The 24,729-nt window shown below is 46.6% G+C and carries 22 protein-coding genes; 18 read left to right on the forward strand and 4 right to left on the reverse strand.

The window, feature by feature from the left end:
- Positions 1–342: 342 nt before the first annotated feature.
- Genes ACUTVW_RS06860 through ACUTVW_RS06870 form a run of 3 tightly spaced genes read left to right on the forward strand, consistent with a single transcriptional unit; the run spans position 343 to position 3,030 of the window.
- Positions 343–1,323, forward strand: a complete 981-nt coding sequence (locus ACUTVW_RS06860) for a Gfo/Idh/MocA family protein (protein ID WP_445645112.1) — start codon at positions 343–345, stop codon at positions 1,321–1,323.
- 33 nt (positions 1,324–1,356) lie between these two features.
- Positions 1,357–2,115, forward strand: a complete 759-nt coding sequence (locus ACUTVW_RS06865) for an SAM-dependent methyltransferase (protein ID WP_445645113.1) — start codon at positions 1,357–1,359, stop codon at positions 2,113–2,115.
- A 21-nt stretch (positions 2,116–2,136) separates the two neighbouring features.
- On the forward strand, positions 2,137–3,030 hold the full coding sequence (locus tag ACUTVW_RS06870) for an NAD-dependent epimerase/dehydratase family protein (protein WP_445645114.1): 894 nt from the start codon (positions 2,137–2,139) through the stop codon (positions 3,028–3,030).
- Positions 3,031–3,197: 167 nt separating this feature from the next.
- Here the strand turns inward: ACUTVW_RS06870 and ACUTVW_RS06875 are convergent, their stop codons facing one another.
- Positions 3,198–4,211, reverse strand: coding sequence for a LacI family DNA-binding transcriptional regulator (locus ACUTVW_RS06875; protein WP_445645115.1), 1,014 nt, complete (start codon positions 4,209–4,211; stop codon positions 3,198–3,200).
- A 489-nt stretch (positions 4,212–4,700) separates the two neighbouring features.
- Between ACUTVW_RS06875 and ACUTVW_RS06880 the strand changes: the two genes are divergently transcribed.
- The 4 genes from ACUTVW_RS06880 (at position 4,701) to ACUTVW_RS06895 (ending at position 9,237) form a co-directional block, all read left to right on the forward strand.
- Complete coding sequence (locus ACUTVW_RS06880; RefSeq protein ID WP_445645116.1) at positions 4,701–6,491, forward strand: L-fucose isomerase; 1,791 nt, start codon at positions 4,701–4,703, stop codon at positions 6,489–6,491.
- A 24-nt stretch (positions 6,492–6,515) separates the two neighbouring features.
- Positions 6,516–8,018 carry a rhamnulokinase gene (locus ACUTVW_RS06885; protein WP_445645117.1) on the forward strand — a complete coding sequence of 501 codons (1,503 nt, stop codon included), beginning with the start codon at positions 6,516–6,518 and terminating at the stop codon, positions 8,016–8,018.
- Positions 8,019–8,034: 16 nt separating this feature from the next.
- Complete coding sequence (locus tag ACUTVW_RS06890; RefSeq protein ID WP_445645118.1) at positions 8,035–8,697, forward strand: class II aldolase/adducin family protein; 663 nt, start codon at positions 8,035–8,037, stop codon at positions 8,695–8,697.
- Between the two features lie 183 nt (positions 8,698–8,880).
- Positions 8,881–9,237: a hypothetical protein gene (locus ACUTVW_RS06895; RefSeq protein WP_434750932.1), complete on the forward strand. Its 357-nt coding sequence runs from the start codon at positions 8,881–8,883 to the stop codon at positions 9,235–9,237.
- 155 nt (positions 9,238–9,392) lie between these two features.
- On the opposite strand, the gene ACUTVW_RS06900 is transcribed toward ACUTVW_RS06895, so the two are convergent.
- A complete protein-coding gene (locus ACUTVW_RS06900; protein ID WP_445645119.1) occupies positions 9,393–10,019 on the reverse strand; it encodes an FMN-dependent NADH-azoreductase in 627 nt (208 codons plus the stop codon).
- A gap of 309 nt (positions 10,020–10,328) precedes the next feature.
- On the opposite strand from ACUTVW_RS06900, the gene ACUTVW_RS06905 reads away from it, so the two are divergent.
- The 6 genes from ACUTVW_RS06905 to ACUTVW_RS06930 all read left to right on the forward strand — a co-directional run bounded on the left by ACUTVW_RS06905 (position 10,329) and on the right by ACUTVW_RS06930 (position 17,177).
- Positions 10,329–11,267: a sugar-binding transcriptional regulator gene (locus ACUTVW_RS06905; protein ID WP_445645477.1), complete on the forward strand. Its 939-nt coding sequence runs from the start codon at positions 10,329–10,331 to the stop codon at positions 11,265–11,267.
- Positions 11,268–11,571: 304 nt separating this feature from the next.
- Positions 11,572–12,219 (forward strand): deoxyribose-phosphate aldolase, encoded by a 648-nt coding sequence (gene deoC, locus ACUTVW_RS06910; RefSeq protein ID WP_445645478.1) that lies wholly within the window; start codon positions 11,572–11,574, stop codon positions 12,217–12,219.
- A gap of 232 nt (positions 12,220–12,451) precedes the next feature.
- Positions 12,452–13,642, forward strand: a complete 1,191-nt coding sequence (locus tag ACUTVW_RS06915) for a NupC/NupG family nucleoside CNT transporter (protein WP_445645120.1) — start codon at positions 12,452–12,454, stop codon at positions 13,640–13,642.
- Positions 13,643–13,678: 36 nt separating this feature from the next.
- Positions 13,679–14,857 (forward strand): phosphopentomutase, encoded by a 1,179-nt coding sequence (gene deoB / locus ACUTVW_RS06920; RefSeq protein ID WP_445645121.1) that lies wholly within the window; start codon positions 13,679–13,681, stop codon positions 14,855–14,857.
- Positions 14,858–14,950: 93 nt separating this feature from the next.
- Positions 14,951–15,658: a purine-nucleoside phosphorylase gene (gene deoD, locus ACUTVW_RS06925; RefSeq protein ID WP_445645122.1), complete on the forward strand. Its 708-nt coding sequence runs from the start codon at positions 14,951–14,953 to the stop codon at positions 15,656–15,658.
- A 217-nt stretch (positions 15,659–15,875) separates the two neighbouring features.
- Positions 15,876–17,177 carry a pyrimidine-nucleoside phosphorylase gene (locus tag ACUTVW_RS06930; protein ID WP_445645123.1) on the forward strand — a complete coding sequence of 434 codons (1,302 nt, stop codon included), beginning with the start codon at positions 15,876–15,878 and terminating at the stop codon, positions 17,175–17,177.
- Positions 17,178–17,863: 686 nt separating this feature from the next.
- Here ACUTVW_RS06930 and ACUTVW_RS06935 read toward each other — a convergent pair.
- Entirely contained in the window at positions 17,864–18,862 is a 999-nt protein-coding gene (locus ACUTVW_RS06935) for a TIGR03943 family putative permease subunit (protein ID WP_445645124.1), read from the reverse strand.
- 242 nt (positions 18,863–19,104) lie between these two features.
- Positions 19,105–20,181 (reverse strand): permease, encoded by a 1,077-nt coding sequence (locus tag ACUTVW_RS06940; RefSeq protein WP_445645125.1) that lies wholly within the window; start codon positions 20,179–20,181, stop codon positions 19,105–19,107.
- 371 nt (positions 20,182–20,552) lie between these two features.
- Here ACUTVW_RS06940 and ACUTVW_RS06945 point away from each other — a divergent pair, with 371 nt between their 5' ends.
- The 5 genes from ACUTVW_RS06945 to ACUTVW_RS06965 all read left to right on the forward strand — a co-directional run bounded on the left by ACUTVW_RS06945 (position 20,553) and on the right by ACUTVW_RS06965 (position 24,702).
- On the forward strand, positions 20,553–21,785 hold the full coding sequence (locus tag ACUTVW_RS06945) for a GTP-binding protein (RefSeq protein ID WP_445645126.1): 1,233 nt from the start codon (positions 20,553–20,555) through the stop codon (positions 21,783–21,785).
- 80 nt (positions 21,786–21,865) lie between these two features.
- On the forward strand, positions 21,866–22,015 hold the full coding sequence (gene rpmG / locus ACUTVW_RS06950) for a 50S ribosomal protein L33 (protein WP_036613813.1): 150 nt from the start codon (positions 21,866–21,868) through the stop codon (positions 22,013–22,015).
- A 56-nt stretch (positions 22,016–22,071) separates the two neighbouring features.
- Positions 22,072–22,779 carry a metal ABC transporter ATP-binding protein gene (locus tag ACUTVW_RS06955; protein ID WP_445645127.1) on the forward strand — a complete coding sequence of 236 codons (708 nt, stop codon included), beginning with the start codon at positions 22,072–22,074 and terminating at the stop codon, positions 22,777–22,779.
- The gene (locus ACUTVW_RS06960) at positions 22,725–23,603 is read left to right on the forward strand and encodes a metal ABC transporter permease (protein ID WP_445645128.1); all 879 of its coding nucleotides are present in this window, start codon (positions 22,725–22,727) and stop codon (positions 23,601–23,603) included. The genes ACUTVW_RS06955 and ACUTVW_RS06960 overlap by 55 nt, the downstream gene beginning before the upstream one ends.
- A gap of 22 nt (positions 23,604–23,625) precedes the next feature.
- The gene (locus ACUTVW_RS06965) at positions 23,626–24,702 is read left to right on the forward strand and encodes a metal ABC transporter substrate-binding protein (protein WP_445645129.1); all 1,077 of its coding nucleotides are present in this window, start codon (positions 23,626–23,628) and stop codon (positions 24,700–24,702) included.
- Positions 24,703–24,729: the final 27 nt, after the last annotated feature.

A 24,729-nucleotide genomic window follows, 5' to 3' on the forward strand; every position in this document is an offset into this window, starting at 1 on the left:
CCTTTTTTCAAAGGGAAAAATCCGGTGATAAGCATATGCTTTCGAGGCAGCTTTCTTTCAGAAAGCTTTTTGGCGAGTGCTTCGCTTTTCCAGGTTTTCTCTGTTCTCTCCGTGTCCGCTTAAATGAAGGGTTCCACTGATATAGTGGAAAATACGTCGTATTGAATCTCTATAATCAATGTGAGATTAGCGCTTCCTTCATTCCTGCTGAAATATGCGTTACAATGTAGAGGATAGGTTATGAAACTGACAGTGTACTAAAGAAACAGAGATCCTATGATTTTAGCAAATAACATATAACAGATATCTGATATCAGTCATAGACGAAAGAGGTAGATAGACATGGTTCGATTCGGTGTAGTAGGTACCAACTGGATTACAGAAAGACTGCTGGAATCTGCTGTTCAAGTAGAGGGTTTTCAGCTTACGGCGGTATTTTCGCGTACAGAAGATAAGGCTAATGCATTTGCGGACCGGTATGATGCAACCTATCGTTTTACGGATCTGGAGGAGATGGCGGCCAGTGACACGTTAGATGCAGTATATATTGCGACGCCTAATACGCTGCATGCGCAGCAGGCGGAGCTATTCCTGAGAAATGGCAAGCATGTATTATGTGAGAAACCTTTGGCGGCTAATGCGGCAGAAGTACACAGCATGATTGAAACAGCGCGGCAGCATAATGTTCTGCTGATGGAGGCGATGAAGTCCACTCTTGTTCCGGTTTTTAAAAGTGTAGAGCAGCATCTGTCCAAAATCGGCCCTGTTCGCAAGTACATAGCGGGTTATTCGCAATATTCCTCGCGTTACGATAAGTATAAGGAAGGCATCGTGCTGAACGCATTCAAGCCAGAGTTGGCAAACGGGGCATTGATGGACCTGGGGGTGTACTGTTTATATCCGCTCATCACCTTATTTGGAGCACCAAAGCAGGTTCAATCCCAAGCGATGATGCTGGACTCCGGTGTGGACGGGCAAGGCAGTGTACTTCTGAATTATGACGGTATGGATGCTGTCGTAACGTACTCCAAAATTGCGAATTCGCATGTGCCTAGCGAAATAATGGGAGAGCGCGGCAGTATCATCATCGACAAGATCGGTTCGCCTGAACATGCCGAGATCCGTTACAATGATGGAACCGTAGAGGCACTGACGGTGGAGCAGCAACATCCTGCGATGTATTATGAAGTGGAGGAGTTCGTAAATCTGGTACAACAAGGGAAAGTAGAATCCGATATGAACACGTATGAACGTTCCTATCAAACGATGAAGGTAATGGATCAGATCAGACAGCAGATTGGTCTTGTTTTCCCCAACGATTAAACGAAACAGTTTACCAGGAAGGAAGCGAAATAGATGAGCCGAGAAGAGCAGAGGATCGCGAACGATCAGGAGAGCAGAGAAGAAGTGAAACATGCAGAAGAGAATGGCTTGGAGCTATCACAGATTGTTTTTATCGGAAGAACGTTTGAGGAATATATGAACATGTTCCATCTGACTGCGGATGAGCTTAAAGGCCGTACAATTCTGGATTGTCCCGGAGGGGCATGTTCGTTTAGCAGTCAGGCTCGAAAGCATGGGGCTCATCCGGTGGCAGGAGATATCGTTTACCAGTATGGCATCCAAGAGCTTGAGACCAAGGGATTACAGGATATTGAACATACGATGAAACAAATGCAGGCAGTTCAGGGAAAGTATGTGTGGGATCAGTTTGGATCGATTCTAGGGTTGAAGGAAGAACGATTACGTGCGGTAACGGATTGTGTAGCTGATATGAGATCTCATCCTGAATGTTATGTGCACACCGTATTGCCTCAATTACCTTTTAACGATGAGCAGTTTGATCTGACCTTATCCGCACATTTTCTATTCACGTATGCAGATCGGTTAAGTTTTGGTTTTCATACTCAGACCTTACTGGAACTGTTGCGTGTGACAAGGCATGAGATTCGTATCTTTCCAACAGTAGATTTGTCAGGCAAGCGATATGAGTTTATGGATGAACTGAAGGCGTCTTTAGAGAAAAGAGGATGTGTGGTCTCTGAGATTAAAACGTCATATGAATTCCAGCGTAATGCCCATACGATGCTTCGGATTGTGAAGCCGACATTATAGATTAAAATTGGAGGGGACTACATGAAAAAAGTGCTTATCCTTGGAGGTACACGCTTCTTTGGTAAACGTCTGGTGGATCATTTGTTATGGGAAGGCAAATCAGAGATCACGGTGGCTACACGCGGACAGACAGAAGTCGATTTCGGAGCGGAAGTGAAGCGAATCCGGATGGATCGGGAAGACCCGCAGTCGGTAGCAGAAGCCGCACAGTCCGATCAATGGGATGTTGTATATGATAATATCTGTTACTCCCCGAACGAGGCGAAAGCTGCGTGTGAAGCATTTGCCGGACGAACCAACAGGTATGTGTTCACTTCTACGCTTTCGGTGTACGGGGAACCGAGACCGGGGTTTGTGGAGACGGATTTTGATCCGTATACTTATCCGCTACAGTACGGCAACAAAGAGGAATTTGCTTACGGTGAAGGCAAAAGGCTTGCAGAGGCTGTATTTTTCCAAACGGCATCCTTCCCGGTAACAGCGATGCGCATACCGATTGTACTCGGCATGGACGATTACACCAGAAGGCTTCATTTTCATATTAAGCATGTGCAGCAGGGAAAACCGATCGGGATGCCGAATCCCGAAGCGGAGATTGGATTTATACATTCGACGGAAGCTGCCAGATTCCTTGCCTGGCTTGGACATGTATCGTTGACTGGCCCAGTTAATGCCGCGTCGAAGGGTTCGATTACACTCATAGAAATGATGCATCTGATCGAAACGGTGACAGGAATGCAGACTCAGATTATGAAGCAAACCGCGGACGAAGACATGTCGCCTTTCGGCGTGGATCAGTCCTGGACAATGGATACAACTAAAGCGGAGCAGGCCGGGTATACATTTGAAGCCCTTATGGACTGGTTGCCAGGTCTTGTGCGTGAGATTGCACTCGCGCTGCAGTCAGAACGATAAACGAGTCAGGAGATATTACCTTATCCGACATAAGTGAGGCTAATAGGGCCTCAATCGAATATGAGTCACTGACATGAATTATTATCAATTATTATTAAAAAAACAGGATGAACCAGAGATAGGCTCTCAGGGACGTCCTGTTTGTGGTGTGTATTTTTTCGAATGCATCAGTTAACAGACGGTACTGAAGCAGAAGTGCGTATTCGCAGCTCGGAAGGTAAAATGATCGTTTCAGCATCGGAAGTCAATTTTCCTTCAATCCGGTCAATCAGCATCTGCATCCCTTGGTATCCGAATTCGTACGCTGGCTGTGCAATGACGGTCAGGAAAGGATCGAAGGCGGAAGCCAGATCAAGGTCATCGAAACAAACGACAGAGATGTCCTCGGGTACCCTAAGTCCTCTCTTGCGTAACAGGCGGATAACGCCAATCGCCAGCATGTTATTTGCCGCAAAAATAGCTGTAGGCTGCTGAGGCCGAGAGAGCAAGCGATCCAATCCCTCATCATCACTAAAATCCCGATAGCCGGTACGAAGCACCAGCGAGGGATCAGGAGCAATTCCGGCTTCCCGAAGCCCTTCCATATAGCCCTCTTCCCGCAGCCTGGCAGTCGAAACTTCTGAAGATCCGTTGACCAGCGCAATATGCTCGTGTCCAAGCTTCATGAGGTAACGCATGAGTTCTATAGCACCTTCACGGCTATCTCCGGCAATAACATCTGAAGTGATGCCAGGCACCGTACGATCCAAAAATACAAACGGAATGTTTCGTGCTTGTAGTTGCTGTAGATGAGTGAAAGAACGGTCACCTGCAGGTGCAAAGAGCACACCATCTACCCGTGTCGACAAAATCGCCTCCACGTACTCTTTTTCTTTTCGATAATCCTCGTCACTGTTGCCGAATAAAACGCGGTAACCCCGCAGATGTGCTGCGTCTTCAGCCCCACGGGCAAGCGTTGTATAGAAAGGATTGGTGATGTCCGTAATAAGCAGAGATAACATCTGTGTCCGCTGCAATACCAGACTTCGTGCATTGGAATTCGGAATGTAACCCAGTTCATCAATGACTTGTTGCACGCGTTCGCGTGTAGCGGCGCTGATGCGGCCTGTCCGATTAATGACTTTGGAGACCGTCATGGCGGATACATTCGCTTTTTTGGCGATATCATAAATTGTAATCAAATGGAATCGAACCTTTCCGCAACATAGTCTTTTCATTCTATAGGATAATGACGATTGACAGCAAGGTAGGCACATGCTATGGTAGGGTTACCGATAACCCTTTGCCCTATTTTAACAGTAAAACTAATCTTTCAATTGGTAAAGACAAGTACAAGTTAATTAAAAGTTCTATTGATTATCCTTGTAAAATATCTAGATAAGATCGTTTATACACTTAACCCTACAGCCGTTCTCGTTATTTTTCATAATGGTTTCATTGTCCGCAAAAGTGCAGTGAATGACATGTGATGATGATTAATGAGAGCGGTTTATTTTTAGAGAAATGTAAACGCATTCAAATTATTCAATATTTCAAAAGTGTGGTTATCGGCAAATGTCCATCCGCTAGTCTGATTTGATTTCTTTTTCTTTTGTCGCTCATCGTTTAGTCAGAATATTCTCAATATCATATGCATGTGTTGATATGCACTAAAAGGAGGACGTTCTCGTATGACTCATCAGGATGATCGTTATCATCAGGCTTTTCCCAAGATTGGTATTCGTCCGACAATAGACGGCAGACGCAAAGGTGTGCGTGAGTCATTGGAAGAACAAACGATGCGTATGGCAACGTCTGTAGCTGAGCTGATCTCATCCGAACTTCGTTATGCCGATGGTTCGCCCGTCGAATGCGTGGTTGCCGAGACCTGTATCGGTGGCGTTGCCGAAGCAGCAGCCGCAGCGGCGCTGTTCAGCAGGTCCAATGTGGGTGTTACGATTACGGTAACGCCTTGCTGGTGTTATGGAACAGAGACGATGGACATGTCACCGTCTATTCCAACGGCCATCTGGGGTTTTAATGGGACGGAACGGCCAGGAGCTGTATATCTGGCCGCGGTTCTTTCTGCACATGCCCAGAAGGGCATCCCTGCGTTCGGCATCTATGGCGAAGATGTTCAGGACGGTGGCGACACGACCGTTCCAACTGATGTTCGTGAGAAATTGCTTCGATTCAGCCGTGCTGGACTTGCCGCAGCTGCGATGAAGGGGCAGGCGTATTTATCCATTGGCTCCGTATCGATGGGCATTGCAGGTTCCATCGTGAATGATTCTTTTTTTCAGGAATATCTGGGCATGCGAAACGAATATGTGGATATGAGCGAATTAACACGGCGCATCGAAGAAGAAATCTATGACCCTGAAGAATACAAGCTGGCCCTGGCGTGGGTGAAGGAGAATTGCAGTGAAGGTCCGGATAACAACCCGGAGCATCTTCAGTCTGATCGAAAACGTAAAGACGATGAGTGGGAGACCGTTGTTAAAATGACCCAAATCGTACGGGATCTGATGGCTGGTAATCCGAAGCTTGCTGCACTTGGATATGAAGAAGAGGCCATGGGACATCATGCGATTGTATCTGGTTTCCAAGGCCAACGGCAATGGACGGATCATGCACCGAATGGAGATTTTCTGGAGTCCATACTAAACTCCACGTTCGACTGGAACGGAAAGCGCGCGCCCTATCTAGTGGCTACGGAGAATGACAGTCTAAACGGTGTATCCATGTTATTTGGGTCACTACTCACACATACGGCTCAGATTTTTGCGGACGTACGAACGTATTGGAGCCCTGATTCAGTGAAACGGGTGACTGGACATCAATTGGAGGGGCACGCTGCAGCGGGCATTTTACATTTGATCAATTCCGGTTCTGCTGCCCTCGACGGAACAGGGGAACAATCGAGAGATGGCAAGCCTGTTCTCAAACCTTTTTGGGAGATCACGGACGAAGAAGTGCAACATTGTCTGAAAGCAACCTCATGGAGACCAGCTTCGGTTGAATATTTCCGCGGAGGAGGATACTCGGCTGACTTTCTGACCAAGGGCGGTATGCCAGTGACGATGACCCGTTTGAATTTGGTCAAGGGATTGGGACCGGTGCTGCAGATAGCTCAAGGTTACACGGTGGATCTGCCAGAAGATGTCCATGACACGCTGGATCAGCGAACCGATCCCACATGGCCTTCAACCTGGTTCGCTCCAATTCTCACAGGTTCAGGAGCATTCACTTCGGTGTATGAGGTGATGAATCAATGGGGAGCGAACCATGGTTCAATCTCATATGGACATATCGGAGCTGATTTGATTACGTTGGCATCGATGTTGCGTATCCCCGTTAATATGCACAACGTGCCTGAAGCAGATATCTTCCGTCCGCGGGTATGGGGATTGTTTGGCACAAGTGAGCCGGAGAGTGCCGATTATCGCGCTTGTAGCGTATTTGGACCATTGTATCGTTAGACGCTGAGTATAGGGGGCTTTCATATGGGCAATCAGGCGGCATATGTGCTGGCTGCCGATTTCGGTGCTGGTAGTGGCCGAGTAGTACGAGGCGCTCTTGACGGACGCCGACTGACGCTGGAAGAGGTTCATCGTTTTCCTAATAATCCTGTTCAGCTTCGGGATGAAATGTACTGGGATTTCCTACGTTTATTTCATGAGCTCAAACAAGGGATACTCAAAGGTACCGAAGGTATAACAACGGCACAGGTACAATCCATTGCTGTAGATACTTGGGGCGTGGATTACGGTCTGATTGATGGTGAGGGAAGATTACGCAGGAACCCGCGTCATTATCGGGATGCACGTCATGCAAAATCGATGAAAGATGTGCTGGCGATGGTCAGTGAACAAGAGCTGTATTCGATGTCGGGTGTGTTGCCTCAACAGATCAATACGATATTTCAATTGTTCGGTCACCTTCAGGACAGTGCAGCGGATGCTGCTGATGATATGCGCCTGTTATTCATGCCTGATCTGTTCAACTATTATTTGTCTGGTGAACAAGCGTGCGAATACACGATAGCAAGTACAAGTGGTTTACTTCATAGCGGGGAATCAAGATGGAATGAATCGTTAATAACACGTCTGGGGTTACCTGCATCGTTATTTCCAAGGTTAGTTCAGCCAGGGACTTTACTTGGTCATTTAACACACGATCTGGTTCGAGAACTTGGCACCGGCCCCATGCAAGTTGTTTCCGTGGGATCGCATGATACGGCTTCAGCGCTGGCAGCGATCCCGGTGACTGAACCGGACTTCGCTTTTATCAGCTGCGGAACATGGTCCCTCATGGGGATTGAGCGCGATTCTCCTATCTTGAGTGATCTGAGCCGTAAGCTTGGTTTTACGAATGAAGGAACCGTGAGCGGTAAAGTACGAACGTTGAAAAACCGCTCAGGCCTGTGGTTGCTTCAGGAGTGCAAACGCCAGTGGGAACGGGAAAATCGATTCTACTCCCATGAAGAGTTGATCCAGCTTGCTATATCAGCACGTGCGCATCAATCTGTGGTCTCGCCGGGAGATGATGTTTTTATGAGCCCAGGAGAAATGCCCGAACGAATTCGGCTGTATTGCAAGCAATCCGGCCAGCCTGTTCCTGAAACCGCAGGAGCCATCGTTCGCTGTATATTGGAAAGTCTGGCACTGGAGTTCCGGCAGACACTGGATGAACTTGAACACATTACAGGCACAAGGCCTCCTGTCATTCATATGGTAGGCGGTGGTGTGCACAATCGCATGCTCTGCCAGTTTACAGCAAACGCTGCAGGTGTTCCGGTAATTGCTGGACCCGTTGAGGCATCTTCAGCTGGCAATTGCCTGCTTCAGTACGTAGCTCTTGGAGAAGTAGGTGATTTGTCCGAGATTCGTGACATTGTATCGGCTTCTTTTGAACCGGAGATGTATACACCTCAAGAGTTAGATTGCTGGCAGGAAGCGTATGGCAGCTACCAGCAAATCACCCGAGTGAAACAACATCAGCAATAAAGGAGTGAGAGAAAACATGTCTGAACAACAGATTAGAGAGGAACTTACCAAATACGCCCGAAAGGCGGTAGCCCAATGGCTTGTTGTGGGGCCAGGAGGTAACATCAGCGCCCGTTCTGGTAATACGATGCTTTTATCTCCAAGCGGATTTGCTCTGGAGGAATTGGAACCGGAAGAATGGATTGCCATAGATATTGAGACAGGAGAGACGCAAGCAGGTGCCACACGCCCTTCCTCTGAAGTGCTGATGCATCTGTTCAGTTATCGCGTGAACCCGGATATTCAGGCTATTGTGCATACACACCCGGCGTACACCATAGCCCTCAGTCTTGTTTTTGACCATCTTCCACATCTGTTTCCAGATCAGTCGGCACTGGTTGGAGATATCGGATTTGTGCCTTATGTGTTACCAACTACGAAGCTGCTCGCCGACGCAGTGGCTGCTAAAGTCACCGAACATTCTGCACTCATTCTTGTGAATCATGGACTGGTTACGACAGGTAAAAATCTGCGCGAGGCGTATTATCGCACACAAGTGGTAGAGGAAAGTGCCAAGGTATATATGATCGCTAAGGCCGCGGGTGAACCTAAAATCCTGACTGCTGCAGAATATAAAGAGATTCAGTCGCTTGAAAGCGAAGCCTACCGAGTACAGCTATTGCAGCAGCTTAAATCCTGATCAGGCACGGAGAGAAAGAGCATTAATCAATACAGATATAAGGGAGAACTTCAAGGATATGAGATTCGTCAAAATGTGACATGAGTAAAGTAAATGTTACCCTTTTTCTCGACAACTATTGCATTACCCGAAATACCGAGTATAATACTGGGTAAATAGAAAGAAAAGGGGATGCAATAAACGATGAAAACATATGCTGAATTAAACTCTCTTCTTGTTGACGATTATCTGGATCTCCTGAACATTGCAAAACAACTTGGTGATGAGGAATGGAAAGACGCTATTCTACAAGCATTGAAGGAAGAAGTCGATGCCAACCACCACATGGATTCGACCGAAGTACGCGAGGATCTCTGGCATCAGTTTGAAGATATTAATGAGCAGATGCACGAACTGTTGCTGCAATTGAAACAAGCCGATCACCCGGAGGAGAAAGAACAGATTATCGAGATGATCTGGGGACTGAAAATAGATCGTCATGCGATTACTCGCAAGCTTGAAACGATGAGTCGTGCCAGTGCCGGAACGCACAAGGGCTGAGATTAAACATTAAAACGTCAAACTTTTTTTCATACAGAAGAACCCGCATACGCCTTGGGAATGTATCTCAAGGGCTGTGATGCGGGTTTTATATTTATATATCGTATGGGCTGATGAGCTGGCACACCGGTTACGGTAGCAGACCTTGGCCTTGCCTAGAACTGTTTGGCGAAACGCTGAGCCTCTTCAATTCCTTTTTGTTTGATCTCCTCTGCACGATCCTTGTACTGATTATGTCCTTCGACAAAGATACCATCCAGCTTCGGCACACCCAGGAATGACATGATAATACCCAAATAACGATGTCCTGATTCCATCTGAGCCGCTGGTCCTTCCGAGTAGACTCCGCCACGGGCTTGAATGTGCAGTGCTTTTTTGTCCGTCAGAAGTCCTACCGGGCCTTGTTCCGTGTAACGAAATGTTTTGCCCGCTACACAGATTGAATCGATATATGCTTTGAGTACAGGAGGGAACGAAAAGTTCCAAAGCGGTGAGACGAACACATATTTATCAGCTTTGGCGAATTGGTCCGACAGTTCGTTCAAACGTTGGACTTTGGACTGTTCCTCAGAGGTCAGGTCTCCTCCGGTTTGCAGTTTACCCCATCCACTGAATACATCTGCGTCGATATACGGAATATGGGAACGATACAGATCGAGATGAATGATTTCGTCTGAAGCATGACTTTCCTTGTACGCATCAATAAAAGCTTGGCCAGCAGCCATACTGAACGAGGTTTGATGATCATGCGGGTGGGCCGTAATGTACAGTAGAGTAGACATATTAGGTGTCCTCACTTTCGAATGTAGGTTGGGGTCCATTGACTGGAGTAGTATGATGTATAATGTCTGTTCTTATACGTAAATGAAGGTGGGGTACATGCTACGCTAGTGGTTGTGATGGCGAAGATGACTTGTATTCACATTTTGGCAAAATATAGTGATGGAATTTTTAATATATGTATAATATATAAGGACAAGTATTCTAGCGGAGCAAGCGATTTTGAATACAAGTGCAGTCAGCTGCGCACGAGAAGTTACATGTTTTATTTTCCAACCATATTAAGATGAGTGAGATGAATGCACATGGGAATGGACCTGGAGAAACAGCGATTAAGCATTGAAGCGGCAAAATTGTATTATCAGTCCGATTACAGCCAGCAAGATATTGCCTCAAGACTGGGCGTGTCACGTCCCACGGTATCCAGGCTGCTTCAGTACGCCAAAGATCGAGGGTATGTGCGTATTGAGATTATGGACCCGCTGGAGGATATTGATATTATTGCTGGAGAACTCAAAGCCAAATATAATCTGGAGACGGCCTTGGTATGTTTTGCACCTTTGAAGAGTGATGAGGAGATTCAGAAGCATATTAGCAAGAGAGCCGCGGACTATTTGCAGGAAACCGTGCAGGATGCGGACATTATTGGTGTGACATGGGGAACGACAATGTATGCGGTTGCACGTCAACTCAGACCGAAGCAGGTCAAGGGTGTAGAAGTGGTACAGCTAAAAGGGGGTGTAAGTCACTCCCATGTAAACACCTACGCGCCAGAGATTGTACATCTGTTTGCCGAGGCATTCCACACGGTTCCCAGGTATCTGCCGCTTCCGGTAATCTTCGATAATATTGAAGTGAAAAAGATGGTTGAGGCTGACCGTCATATCGGACGAATTGTTGAACTGGGGCGACAGGCGAATATCGCCATTTTTACGGTAGGAACCGTGAAAGAGGATGCACTGCTTTTTAAGTTGGGCTATTTTAATGATCAGGAGCAGCAACTTTTGATGCAGTCCGGGGCGGGTGACATTTGTTCACGATTTTTCAACGCGGAAGGGCAACTGATCAGTGAGGAAATTAACAGCAGGACGGTCGGAATTGACCTGGCCGAGTTGAGAAATAAGGAGAAATCCATTCTCGTCGCTGGCGGCGGGCGCAAAATTGAAGCCATCCATGCCGCCCTGAAAGGGCAATATGCCAACATTCTGGTTACGGATCAGTATACAGCACAGGCTCTACTTCGGTTATAAGAAACTGAATAAACGGGTTACACGTGTGGCTTGTTAACCTTGTCACTTGCCAAACTCTATATTTAACACAACAGTGACAACATCTGCCATGACATCCGGGCGGATGTTTTACTATGTAAGGCAGAAAATAAACGGAAGAAGTCGTTTTTCCTTTGATGTAACAGAACGTTCATTATTGGATCAATAAATCATGAATGAACATAAGTTCAAATTGATTTTTACATATGTTCATGTTAGTGTAAGGATATAAGTTCACAGTTCAGATAAGGGAGAGATTCAATTGACTACATCACAATTAGCCAAAATGATCGACCACACGCTGCTTCGTGCAGACGCAACCCGTAATGAGATTACGAAATTGACCGAAGAAGCGAAGCAATACCAGTTTGCATCTGTATGTGTTAATCCGGGCTGGGTATCTTACTCTGCACAGCAACTTCAAGGCACTGGTGTAGATATTTGCACCGTGATTGGTTTTCCTCTGGGAGCATCCACTTCCGAAACAAAAGCATTCGAAACGAAAGATGCCATTGCTAAAGGCGCAACTGAAGTCGATATGGTTATTAATATCAGCGCACTGAAAGATGGTCACGATGATATTGTAGAGCAAGACATTCGTGCGGTTGTTGAAGCTGCAGCAGGTACATTGGTAAAAGTAATTATTGAAACTTGTCTGTTAACAGACGATGAGAAGGTACGTGCTTGTCAAGCGGCTGTCAGAGCCGGAGCAGATTTCGTCAAAACATCGACAGGGTTCTCCACTGGTGGAGCAACACCTGAAGATATCGCCCTGATGCGCCGTACTGTTGGCCCAGACGTAGGTGTCAAAGCTTCTGGCGGCGTACGCAGCCTGGAAGATATGCAGAAGATGATTGAAGCAGGAGCTTCTCGAATCGGAGCAAGCTCTGGCGTGAAAATCATGCAAGGCGGCGAGTCTACTTCTTCATACTAAAATAAGTTATTCTCCTGAACCTTGTTGAAACGATGGCAGGGTTCAGGGGATTCTTACACAATACAATATCCAAGCCTGTTGTTAGCTCACATCTAATCCATTTTCGGAATTTATTGTAAGCGCTTTATAAAAATTTCTGAAAATTACATTGACCCAACTGTCTAATTGTTAGATTTAATACCCTTTGAGCTGTGTATACAACGGGATTAACGATCTTCAAAGGAGCGATCACATGAAATACCTTATTGCCATTCTTGGCTTACTCGTTGTTTTTGGACTAGCGTATATCGCTAGTAACGGTAAAAAACAGATTCGATACCGACCGCTTGCGGTAATGATTGTTTTACAGATTGTTCTAGCCTACGCTTTGCTGAATACGGAAGTGGGAACATGGCTGATTGGCGGGTTTTCCACTGTATTTAAAAACTTGCTTGATTATGCAAATGAGGGGATTACTTTTGTATTCGGCGGTTTGGTAAACATTGGAGCAGAAGGCGGGAGTGGCCCGTTTTTCCTGACTGTGTTAATGCCGATTGTGGTCATCTCTGCCTTAATTGGTATCCTGCAGTATATCCGAATCTTACCTTTTGTTATAAAATATATTGGTCTGGTACTAAGCAAAATCAACGGAATGGGCAAACTGGAATCATATAACGCGGTTGCTTCGGCCATTCTGGGCCAATCTGAAGTGTTCATATCTGTGAAAAAACAAATCGGGCTGCTGCCGAAACATCGGCTCTATACCCTGTGCGCATCAGCTATGTCCACGGTATCGATGTCCATTGTCGGTGCCTATATGACAATGATTGATCCGAAATATGTGGTGACGGCGCTGGTGCTTAACCTTTTCGGCGGTTTTATCATTGCTTCCATCGTCAATCCGTATCAGGTTACAGAGGAAGAAGATATATTGGAAGTGCGGGAAGAAGAGAAACAATCGTTCTTCGAAATGCTGGGTGAATACATTCTGGACGGTTTCAAAGTTGCTATTGTCGTTGCGGCGATGCTGATCGGTTTCGTTGCCCTGATTGCCTTGATTAACGGAATATTTAGCGCTGTAATCGGTATTTCGTTCCAGGAACTGCTTGGGTATGTGTTTGCACCGTTTGCCTTTGTTATGGGTGTCCCTTGGAAAGAAGCGATTCAGGCGGGAAGTATTATGGCTACCAAAATGGTGTCCAACGAATTCGTAGCGATGCTGAATCTGAGTCAACAAACTGCGTTGTCTGCCAGAACAACGGGTATCGTATCCGTCTTCCTCGTATCCTTCGCCAACTTCTCCTCCATCGGTATTATTGCCGGTGCGGTGAAGGGACTTCATGAGAAACAGGGCAATGTGGTGGCCCGCTTCGGTCTGAAGCTGCTTTACGGTGCATCGCTGGTCAGTGTGCTGTCTGCGATCATCACTGGACTGTTTTTATAAGTCAGATTATTGGAAGCTGGAAGGAGTGCTTAAGTTATGTCAACATTCAAAAGAGTACATCTGATTGTTATGGATTCTGTAGGGATCGGCGAAGCGCCGGATGCAGCAGAATTTGATGATTTTGACGTCGATACGTTGGGTCACATTGCACGTGAACGTGGGGGGCTGAACATGCCGAATATGGCAAGTCTCGGACTGTCTAACATAGAACCAATTCAGGGTATTCCTGTTGCGGATAAACCTAAAGCGTACTACACCAAAATGCAGGAAGCTTCCCGTGGTAAAGACACGATGACAGGTCACTGGGAGATTATGGGCCTGTACATTGATACACCTTTCCGCGTGTTCGAGAACGGCTTCCCGGATGAGCTGATTCAGCGCATCGAAGAGAAGACAGGCCGTAAGGTGATTGGTAACAAACCAGCCAGCGGTACGGAAATTTTGGATGAACTGGGTGCCGAGCATGTTGAAACAGGCGCGCTGATCGTATATACGTCGGCTGATTCCGTTCTGCAAATTGCAGCTCATGAAGATGTCGTTCCTTTGAAAGAATTATATGAGATCTGTGAGTTCTGTCGTGAAATCACGCTTGAAGATCCGTATATGCTGGGACGTATTATTGCACGTCCATTCGTGGGGGAAGCGGGGAACTGGAAACGTACAGCGAACCGTCATGACTACGCGCTGAAACCGTTTGGCCGCACCGTAATGAATGAATTGAAAGACGGCGGTTTGGATGTTATTGCTCTGGGTAAAATCGCGGATATCTACGATGGCGAAGGGGTGACGAAGTCCGTACGTACCGTTTCCAATATGGATGGCATGGACAAGTTGTCTGAAACACTGGATGAAGAGTTCACTGGACTCAGCTTCCTGAACCTCGTTGATTTTGATGCGTTATACGGTCACCGCCGTGATCCGCAAGGTTATGCGCAAGCCCTTGAAGACTATGATGCACGTTTACCGGAGATTTTTGCGAAAATGACAAACGATGATCTGCTGCTGATCACAGCTGACCATGGTAATGATCCAACCTACCGCGGCACAGATCATACGCGTGAATATGTACCGCTGCTGGCTTACTCCCCACGTTTCAGCGAGGGTAAAAAGCTTGAACTGCGCAGTACATTTGCCGATCTCGGTGCTACGGTAGCGGATAACTTTGGAGTCAAACTGCCAGAGTACGGCAAGAGTTTCTTGAACGACTTGAAGTAGAATTACGTATTACGAATGATGTTTGCGTAGTAATTGCTTGATTTTATCAAATTGAACGAATAAACAATGATGATATTTATTGGAGGAGATTACATGAGTACACATATCGGAGCAAAACCAGGAGATATCGCAGAAACGATCCTATTGCCAGGAGATCCGCTCCGCGCGAAATATATTGCGGACACGTATCTGGAAGACGTTGTATGTTACAACGAAGTTCGTGGCATGCTCGGTTATACAGGTACATATCAAGGTCAACGGATTTCCGTGCAAGGTTCGGGTATGGGAATTCCATCCTTTGCAATCTATGCAAATGAGCTTATTAGCGAATATGGCGTGAAAAACCTGATTCGTGTAGGTACTTGCGGTGGAATGCAGGAGCATGTACGTGTGCGTGATGTGATCCTTGCACAAGCAGCTTGTACGGATTCCAGCATGAACAAACATGTTTTCGGTGGATATGATTTCTCACCAATCGCAACCTTCTCCTTGTTGAAGGAAGCTTATGACCGTGCTACAGCAAAAGGTATGAAAATTCATGTCGGTAACGTGTTCAGCTCTGATTCTTTCTATCGTGATGACCGCTCGGTGACAGAGAAATTGATGAAACATGGCGTGCTTGGTGTAGAGATGGAAACAACAGCACTGTACACCATTGCTGCGAAGTTCGGTGTGAATGCTTTGACAATCCTGACGGTAAGTGACCACTTGCTGACAGGTGAAGAAACTTCTGCTGAAGAGCGCCAAAAAACATTTAACGACATGATGGTTGTAGCGTTGGATACAGCGATTACCCTGTAAACCTATCGAAACTGGTGTTGAAGCATGGAGTGAAGGAACCGGAATCGATTCTGGAGAAGCGGAGCGTGCGCCTTTGTCTCCGAATTTCAACCATGAAATGGTGATTCAGAGAAATGTGGAGACAACAGCGCTCGAAGGAACGATCCGGGTCCGGAACGGCTCCAAGCTCAACACGTGTTCTGTACATTCAATTCATTTTACACAAGGAGAGATTTTCATGAGAATGGTAGACATCATTGCCAAAAAACGTGACGGAAAAGAACTGACAACAGCGGAGATCGATTTCGTCGTTCAAGGATATACACAAGGGGAAATCCCGGATTATCAAGTTAGCGCATGGGCGATGGCTATATTTTTCAAAGATATGACGGATAAGGAACGTGCAGATCTGACCATGTCGATGGTAAACTCGGGCGAAACGATTGACCTGTCTGCTATCGAAGGGGTTAAGGTAGATAAACACTCCACAGGAGGTGTGGGTGATACAACCACTTTGGTGCTTGCACCACTCGTGGCTGCACTCGATGTACCTGTAGCGAAGATGTCCGGACGTGGTCTGGGACACACTGGCGGTACAACGGACAAGCTGGAATCTGTTGCAGGGTTCCACGTTGAACTGGAAAAAGAAGAGTTTATTCGTCTCGTAAACGAGCACAAGGTAGCGGTTATCGGCCAAAGCGGCAACCTCACACCTGCGGACAAAAAGCTGTATGCTCTCCGTGACGTAACGGCAACGGTAAACTCCATTCCGCTGATCGCAAGTTCCATCATGAGTAAGAAAATTGCAGCGGGTGCAGATGCGATCGTACTGGACGTCAAAACTGGCGCAGGCGCATTTATGAAAACAACAGAAGATGCTAAAGAGTTGGCACATGCCATGGTTAGCATTGGTAACAATGTAGGACGCAAAACAATGGCGGTTATCTCCGACATGTCCCAGCCACTAGGACTTGCAATCGGTAACGCGCTGGAAGTTAAAGAAGCGATTCTTACGCTCCAAGGTAAAGGCCCGAAAGATCTGGAAGAGCTGTGCCTGGCACTGGGACGTCAGATGGTGTTCCTCGCAGGTAAAGCAGATTCACTGGAGCACGCTGAAGAGAAACTAAAAGAAGTGATCCAGAACGGTAAAGCGCTGGAGAAATTCAAACACTTCCTGGCGAACCAAGGCGGCGATGCTTCTGTGGTGGATCACCCAGAGCGCTTGCCACAAGCACAATATCTGATTGAAGTACCAGCAGATCGCAACGGTTATGTAGCCGGAATTGTCGCGGACGAGATCGGAACAGCGGCGATGCTTCTTGGTGCTGGTCGTGCAACGAAAGAGTCCGAGATTGATCTGGCGGTTGGTTTGATGCTCAATAAAAAAGTAGGCGACCCGGTGAAAGCTGGCGAATCTTTAGTAACCATCCATGCGAATCGTGAAAACGTTGATGCAGTAATTGCGAAAATTAAGGAAAACATTACGATCGCGGATCATGCCGATGCACCTGTATTGGTTCATGATATCGTAACGGAGTAAAGGATAAGTACGGTAAATAAGTTAAATAAGTGGGATAGAAAAGCAGGTTGACAGTGCACTTGTGTCTTTCCTGCTGCCTGTAGTCTGCTAGACTACTACAAAACTGCCGTAACACCCATGCGGACATACAGTTGTAAATATTCAATTGTAAATATACAGGTGAACGTAATATAACAAAGAAGACGGAGCAGATATAATCTGCCCGTCTTTTTTATGTAAATTTAGAGCTTTTTCACGTTTCCACTGAAATAAAGCCAGTGTCTGCATTTGATTCGCTTGGGCGAGTTACTAACCAACGATTTAACAACGCTTAACAACGCTTAACAACGCTTAACAACTATTTAAAAAACTACGTTCCTAGCAGGTAGAGAGCTACTTTGAGGAGGCTTGGAAATTCTAACGATCACCAGAAACGCTATTTTGGTTGAATCAGGGCCTTAATTTTTCTAACGATCACAGGAAACCCTATTTCAGAAATGTAAGGTGATATAGGGGGTTTTTCTTGTGTTTTCAACAAAATAAGCTCTCTGGTGATCGTTAGAATGTCAGAGCCCCTTTTTTCACCGAAATAAGCTCATCTGAGATCGTTAGAAATAAGAAGGGTGTGTTGGCGACCCTTTTCGTTAATTTTTTCAACTCGATGATGTTCTACTTCTTCTATCCTACTCACTCAATCACACAATCACTTACTCACTCACGATCTTATCATACGCCTTAACGGAATCGGCGCTCGTGTAAATGTATGGAGAAGCTGGCTGATTAATCGGTATTACGGTTGTTGCCCGAATCTCCAAGGTGTCTTTACCGTCTACTTGCGCCGAGCCGATGATACCACGAACCTGCACCCAACTATCTTTTTCAAACTGCTTCGCCTTTGGAAGGTGGATCATGACACCGAAAGGAGCCGCATCTGCCGGACAACACATGACGAGAAAACGTCCTAGCGCAAAATGAGATTGATGTTCCATGCTGTCATCCCGATAAACGAATCCGGTAAGCATAATCTCTTTACCCGTGAATTGGCGCTGGAACATATCAATCGTGCCTAGAGTTTCTGAAAATATTTCGGGATACACCTGAATGACAGGTTCTACGTATAACTTTTCTGCCAGCTCCGCGAATTCGCGGCTGTATTCATCCGGCGGCACAAACTGCACACTGGAGGATACTTCGGATAACTTGTCATTTTGCTGTTTTGTACCTTGCGCGACCGTATAATCTTGCACGCTCAACTTAGCAGCCGCATCTGGCAATGGATCTTTACGCCGAATTTCAGGCGGAGCATACGTCAGGGACATACCCTTCTGACTGGCCATCGAACTGCCCAAAGCGTGATCTGGGAGCAGAAAGCCAAGCAATAATGGTAGAGCAATCAAACCATAGACCATTGAGCTGCGAAAAAACCCGGAAGGAGGAGGATGCTCGCAACCGCAGTCGAATTCATTTCGACCAAAAAGAGCATGCCATATCATAAACACAGCTATAAACAGGAGTGGAACTGCACAACCGAGAAGCAGTTTTTGCATCGTAGGAGCCAGATAATAATGGAGGGCGTTGCTCGATTTGAGGTGCATAATATAACCAGCCAAAGAGCCGATCCATCCTGCACGAATGAGGGTATGCCACGGAATGGAGGTTCGTTTTGCCCAAGAACTCTTGTTCATTGCATGACTTATATGACTCATGTTCTCCACTCCTTTCTTCTATAGATCAGTTCACAAATCATGAAACCTTAGCCGGAAAATGAATTCATAGGATGAATCATTAATGGCATTAATCAATTATACTTTCCCTAATCATCGAACCTTTTCATACCTCATCTAGTTTGTTTCCTTTTCATCTAATCCCTCTGATTCTCCGTTGTTTTTACTTACCTCTTAGAATTAGGACTGCCAATCGACGTTCACATCGAAAAGTTTTACCATCTTCACCCTAAGATGTTGACTAGCCACGAGCCTGCAAAGACAAGAACAATAATCGCCAGACTTAAGCCAATGACAAAGCGGGTGCGGAAGGTGGAGAGCAACATCAGCGTGCTTTTGAAATCAAGCATCGGACCGAGAACAAGGAAGGAAATCAGCGGTCCCAGAGCAAATGTATGTGAAAAGGCCGAAGCCACAAAAGCATCCGAAGTAGAACACAAGGACAAGACATAAGCAAACCCCATCATAAATACATACGAAGCAACCGGGCCGTTCCCAAGCGCAATCAGATCACTCCGGCTGACAAAGGTCTGAATACAAGCTGTAATCAGGGCACCAATTACTAAATATTTGCTCATATCGACGAACTCGTCACCAGCATGAAGAAAAAAGCTACGCCAATTCTTAGGGTGTGTATGATGAGGGTCATGTGGCCCTCCGTGCGAGTGAGCAGCTGCACCTTCATGTGTATGAGAGTTCGAATGCGAAGAAGCCATTTTGAAACCAGGATGTGTTTTTACTTCGGTCACGATCGTTTTGGGCAGACGCAGAGGATTATGTTTCACAAACACATACACAAGCCCGCCAACGGCAGCCGCCACAGCAAATGCCAGCCCCATACGAGCGATGGTGATCTCAGGGTGATTAGGAAATGCCAGTAGAGTTGCGGTAAACACAATCGGATTGACAACAGGCCCGCTTAGAATAAACGTTACCGCTATGTACGCAGGCATGCCTTTATGCATAAGCCGCCGCACAACCGGAATCATCCCACATTCACAGATGGGAAAAATAATACCGAGCAACCCCGCCACAAGCACGCCGCCAACCGGATGTTTGGGTGTGAGTTTACGCACCATTTCTTCCGATACAAACCACTGCATAAGAGAGGATAAGAACACCCCCATGAGCAGAAAGGGGGCTGCCTCCAGAAAAATACTCACAAATACCGTTTTTATATTTTGCAACGCGTCGCTATTCCAGACCTTATTCAGATCGGGGGCAAACGCAATAACAACCGGAACCAGAAAGGCACAGGGAACCAGGAAGGTGAGAAGTTTCAAACTAGCTGCCATTCTCATGAAAGGACCTCCGTTACTAGAACTTTGCTAGAATATATGCTTGTACTTGCTGCAACATACATTGATTTAATCAGCTAATCAGTAGAATTACGATTAAAATGTTCATTACTGACCGCCCTTGTCATGAAGCAAGACACTGTGTGCTGCGAGCTGCACGCAGTGCGACAATCGTGCAGTTGACAAGTTAAGGAGTAGTAAGGTATAGTTCTCCATGTACTTAATCGTAATTATTACGATTAAGTACATCGCCCAAATAAGCACACAATCTAAGTAGACTATCTAAGTACACCATCCATCGTCCCTATTTTCTATCTCAACATCCCAGAATCTTTGATGGATCACTAACTTAACCATAAGAAGTGGAGGAAACAATGATGTCAGTAACAGATCAACAACAAAAACAACAAAAACAACAACAAACTCCGAATCGAGTGCCGGTTACGGTTCTTAGTGGTTATCTTGGAGCAGGTAAAACCACCTTGTTAAACCACGTGCTTCATAATCGGGAGGGCATGCGTGTGGCCGTCATCGTAAACGATCTGAGTGAAGTCAATATTGATGCAGGTTTGATTCGGGATGGAGGCGGGTTGTCACGGATCAATGAGAAGCTGGTTGAGATGTCAAACGGATGCATCTGCTGCACACTTCGTGAAGATTTGCTGAAAGAGGTGGAGCGGCTTGCGCTGGATGGCTCGTTCGACTACATATTAATTGAATCCACGGGCATTGGTGAACCGGTTCCTGTGGCACAGACCTTTACGTACATTGATGAGGAACTCGGCATTGATCTGACCCAATTCACTCGTCTGGACACGATGGTAACGGTGGTGGATGCTGCTCAGTTTTGGAGGGACTTTTATTCGAAAGAGACACTTAAGGATCGCGGACAGGAAGCTGGAGAAGATGACGTACGGGGCATTGTGCATTTGCTAACCGATCAGGTTGAATTTTGTGACGTTCTGGTGCTGAACAAATGTGATTTGGTGTCTGAAGAAGAGCTGTCGAAGCTGGAAAAGGCACTGCACGCGATGCAGCCTGAGGCCAAGTTGGTTCGTACTACGCATGGACAGATTGATCCGAGAGAGATTTTGAACACAGGACGGTTTGATTTTGAAAAAGCAAGCCAGTCCGCGGGCTGGATCCGCGAATTAATGAAAGAAGAGCACACGCCTGAGACCGAGGAATACGGTATTCATTCGTTTGTATACCACCGCAAACGTCCTTTCCATCCCGAGCGCCTGCTGCGCTGGATCGCCAAGTGGCCGGACAGTATCGTTCGCTCCAAAGGGTTGGTGTGGATGGCTACACGTAACCATATGGCTGTTTCGTTTAGCCATGCGGGTACGTCCAAACAGCTTGCACCTGCTGGAATATGGGTAGGAGCGATGAGCGAAGAGGAGCGGCATCTTCATTTTGGCGACACGCTTCCAGCTATTCCGGATTGGGACGAAGAGTGGGGTGATCGGGTAACCAAGCTGGTATTTATCGGGATCGATATGGATCGTGCAGCCATTGAACGAACATTGGACGAGACATTACTTACGGATGAAGAGATGAAGATGAACTGGCGCGAGCTGAAAGATCCTTTTCCACAGTGGAGCTAAGATAAGAAGTTGACAAAATAAAAGGCATAGGCTACTATCATTAAATAGTAATTATTACGAATAAAAGAGGAGGTAACATCATGAGAGTCATTGTAACTTTAGCCTGCACAGAGTGCGGAGACCGCAACTATACAACAACGAAGAACAAGCGTAACCATCCAGAACGTCTGGAGATGAAAAAGTATTCACCTCGTTTGAAGAAGATGACAATTCACCGGGAAACACGCTAAAAAATTTTTGAATTTTCTAAATCGTAATACTTACTGAAAAAGAAAGAGGTAACACCATGATTTTATCTTCCATGCGTGAGGTCGTATTTGGATATGGCAAAGAACCGGTCATTGACCAGCTGTCGCTGGATATTCATGTGGGCGAATTTGTTGGCATTACGGGGCCGAATGGCTCTGCGAAGACAACGATGTTGAAACTGCTGCTGGGGCTCTTGAAGCCCTGGAGCGGTTCGGTACATATGAACAGAAAGCAGCTCCGAGGCAAAAAACTGGAGATCGGTTATGTGCCTCAGCAAGTCGCCTCGTTTAATAGCGGTTTTCCCAGCACGGTCATCGAACTGGTGCGATCCGGATGTTATCATAAGCTGGGCCTTTTTCGGAGATTCACCTCGGACAAAGAGGCCAATGTAGAACGAAGCCTGCGTGAGGTTGGCATGTGGGAATATCGCAACGCACGTGTAGGGGAGCTATCGGGCGGACAGAAGCAGCGGATCTGTATCGCACGAGCCTTGGCTGGACAGCCTCAAGTGCTTGTGCTGGATGAACCTACCACCGGTATGGATCGGCGCAGCAGAGAAGGGTTCTACGACTTGATGCGTCACTATGCAGATGTTCATGGTCTCACCATCATTATGGTTACACATGGTCTGGAAGAGGTGGGTAGCCGGCTTGATCGAACGATCACCTTGGAGCGACAAGAAAGTGAGGAATGGCAGTGTTTGAGTACGAATTCATGCAACGTGCTTTCTGGGCAGGAGGGCTAATTGGAATCATTGCACCCATTCTGGGTGTATATCTGATGCTCCGACGGCAGGTGCTGATGGCGGATACACTTTCTCACGTTTCGCTGGCAGGGGTTGCTCTGGGTTCCGTCATGAATCTGAATCCGGTTCTGAGCGGTTTCGCTGTTGCGATTATTGGCGCACTCCTGGTGGAGCAGCTAAGGCGAAGCTATCGCACATACAGTGAGGTGCCTGTTGCGATCATTATGACCTCAGGCCTGGCTCTGGCTGTTGTGTTAATGAGTCTGAAAATGAATCTGTCCAAAACCTTTAGTTCTTATCTGTTTGGTTCCATCGTCGCGGTGAGTAATATTCAACTGTGGATGATGGCAGCGGTATGTTTGATCGGATTGACCTTTTTTATCGTTCTGCGAAGACCGTTATACAATTTGACATTTGATGAAGAGACGGCCTCCATTGGAGGCGTTCAGGTCAGAGGTTTATCCTTTGCCTTTGCGATACTAACCGGAATGGCCGTGGCCTCTGCGATGCCGATTGTAGGTGTACTGCTTGTATCTGCACTAATTGTATTACCGGCAGCATTGGCTTTGAGAGTTGCACGCAGTTTTGCCGCAGCCATTGTTATTGCTATCATTACAGGGCTGACGGGCATTTTTAGCGGGCTCACCGCTTCGTACCAGTGGAATACACCTCCGGGAGGAACCATTGCGCTCATCCTGTTACTTTTCCTGTTGACTGGAATATCGGCTCAAAAGCTGATTTCACTATACAACCGTAAACGTCATCGCGCAGTAAAACAACAGCAGACAGCAACGTTATATATTCATTCAAAAAGCAACACATAAAGATGAAATGGGGAAACATACGATGAAATTTGGCAAAACTTCCGCGCTGGGACTTATCTTCAGTTTGGCACTCGTTGCAACAGGCTGCGGTCAAAAGACAACGGCGTCCAATTCCGATCTGGCCGCAGCTGCATCAACTCCGGCGACTTCAGAACAAAAATTGAATGTAGAGGTCAGTTTTTACCCGATGTATGAATTCACCAAAAACGTAGCGGGTGATCTGGCCGATGTACATACCCTTATCCCGCCAGCGATGGAGCCGCATGACTGGGAACCAACGCCTCAGGACATCGCCAGTATTGAAAAAGCAGACGTTCTCGTCTACAACGGGGCAGGGATGGAATCCTGGATGGATCAGGTCAAAGACAGCCTGAGCAATAGTAAACTTGTACAGGTGGAAGCCAGTCAAGGGATTAACATTCGTGAAGGTGGGGAAGAAGAACATGACCACGATCACGCGGACAAAGCAACAACGACCGAAGAGCATGATCATGCGGATGATGCTACTGCGAAGGAAGGTCACGACCATGACGATGCTGTCGCAGCAGGCGAAGAGCATGACCACGATCATGGCGGACTTGATCCTCATGTATGGTTGTCCCCGGCACTGGCTATCAAGGAAGTACGTAACATTGAAGCAGGTCTTGCCAAAGCGGCACCTCAACATGCAGATCAGTTCAAGCAAAACGCCGATGCATATATCGCCAAGCTGGAAGCACTTGATCAGGATTTCAAGGCGGCTGTGAAGGACAGCAAACGTAAGGACTTCATTACACAACACGCGGCTTTTGCATATCTGGCAGCGGAGTATGGTTTGCAGCAGGTTCCGATTGCCGGGTTGTCTCCTGAACAGGAACCATCCGCAGCGCAGATGGCGTCGGTTATTGATTTTGCCAAGGAACACAAGGTGAAAACAATCTTTTTCGAAACGCTCGTTTCATCCAAAGTATCGGAAACTATTGCCAAGGAGATTGGAGCCAAGACGGCTGTGTTGAATCCCATCGAAGGTCTGACCGAAGATGAGATTAAGGCAGGCAAAGATTACATCCGTGTGATGAGAGAGAATCTGGAAGCGTTGAAGCTGGCATTGAACGAGTAGAAACGATGATTGTCATTTGATGCTTTT

The sequence above is a fragment of the Paenibacillus sp. TSA_86.1 genome, from assembly GCF_052691815.1.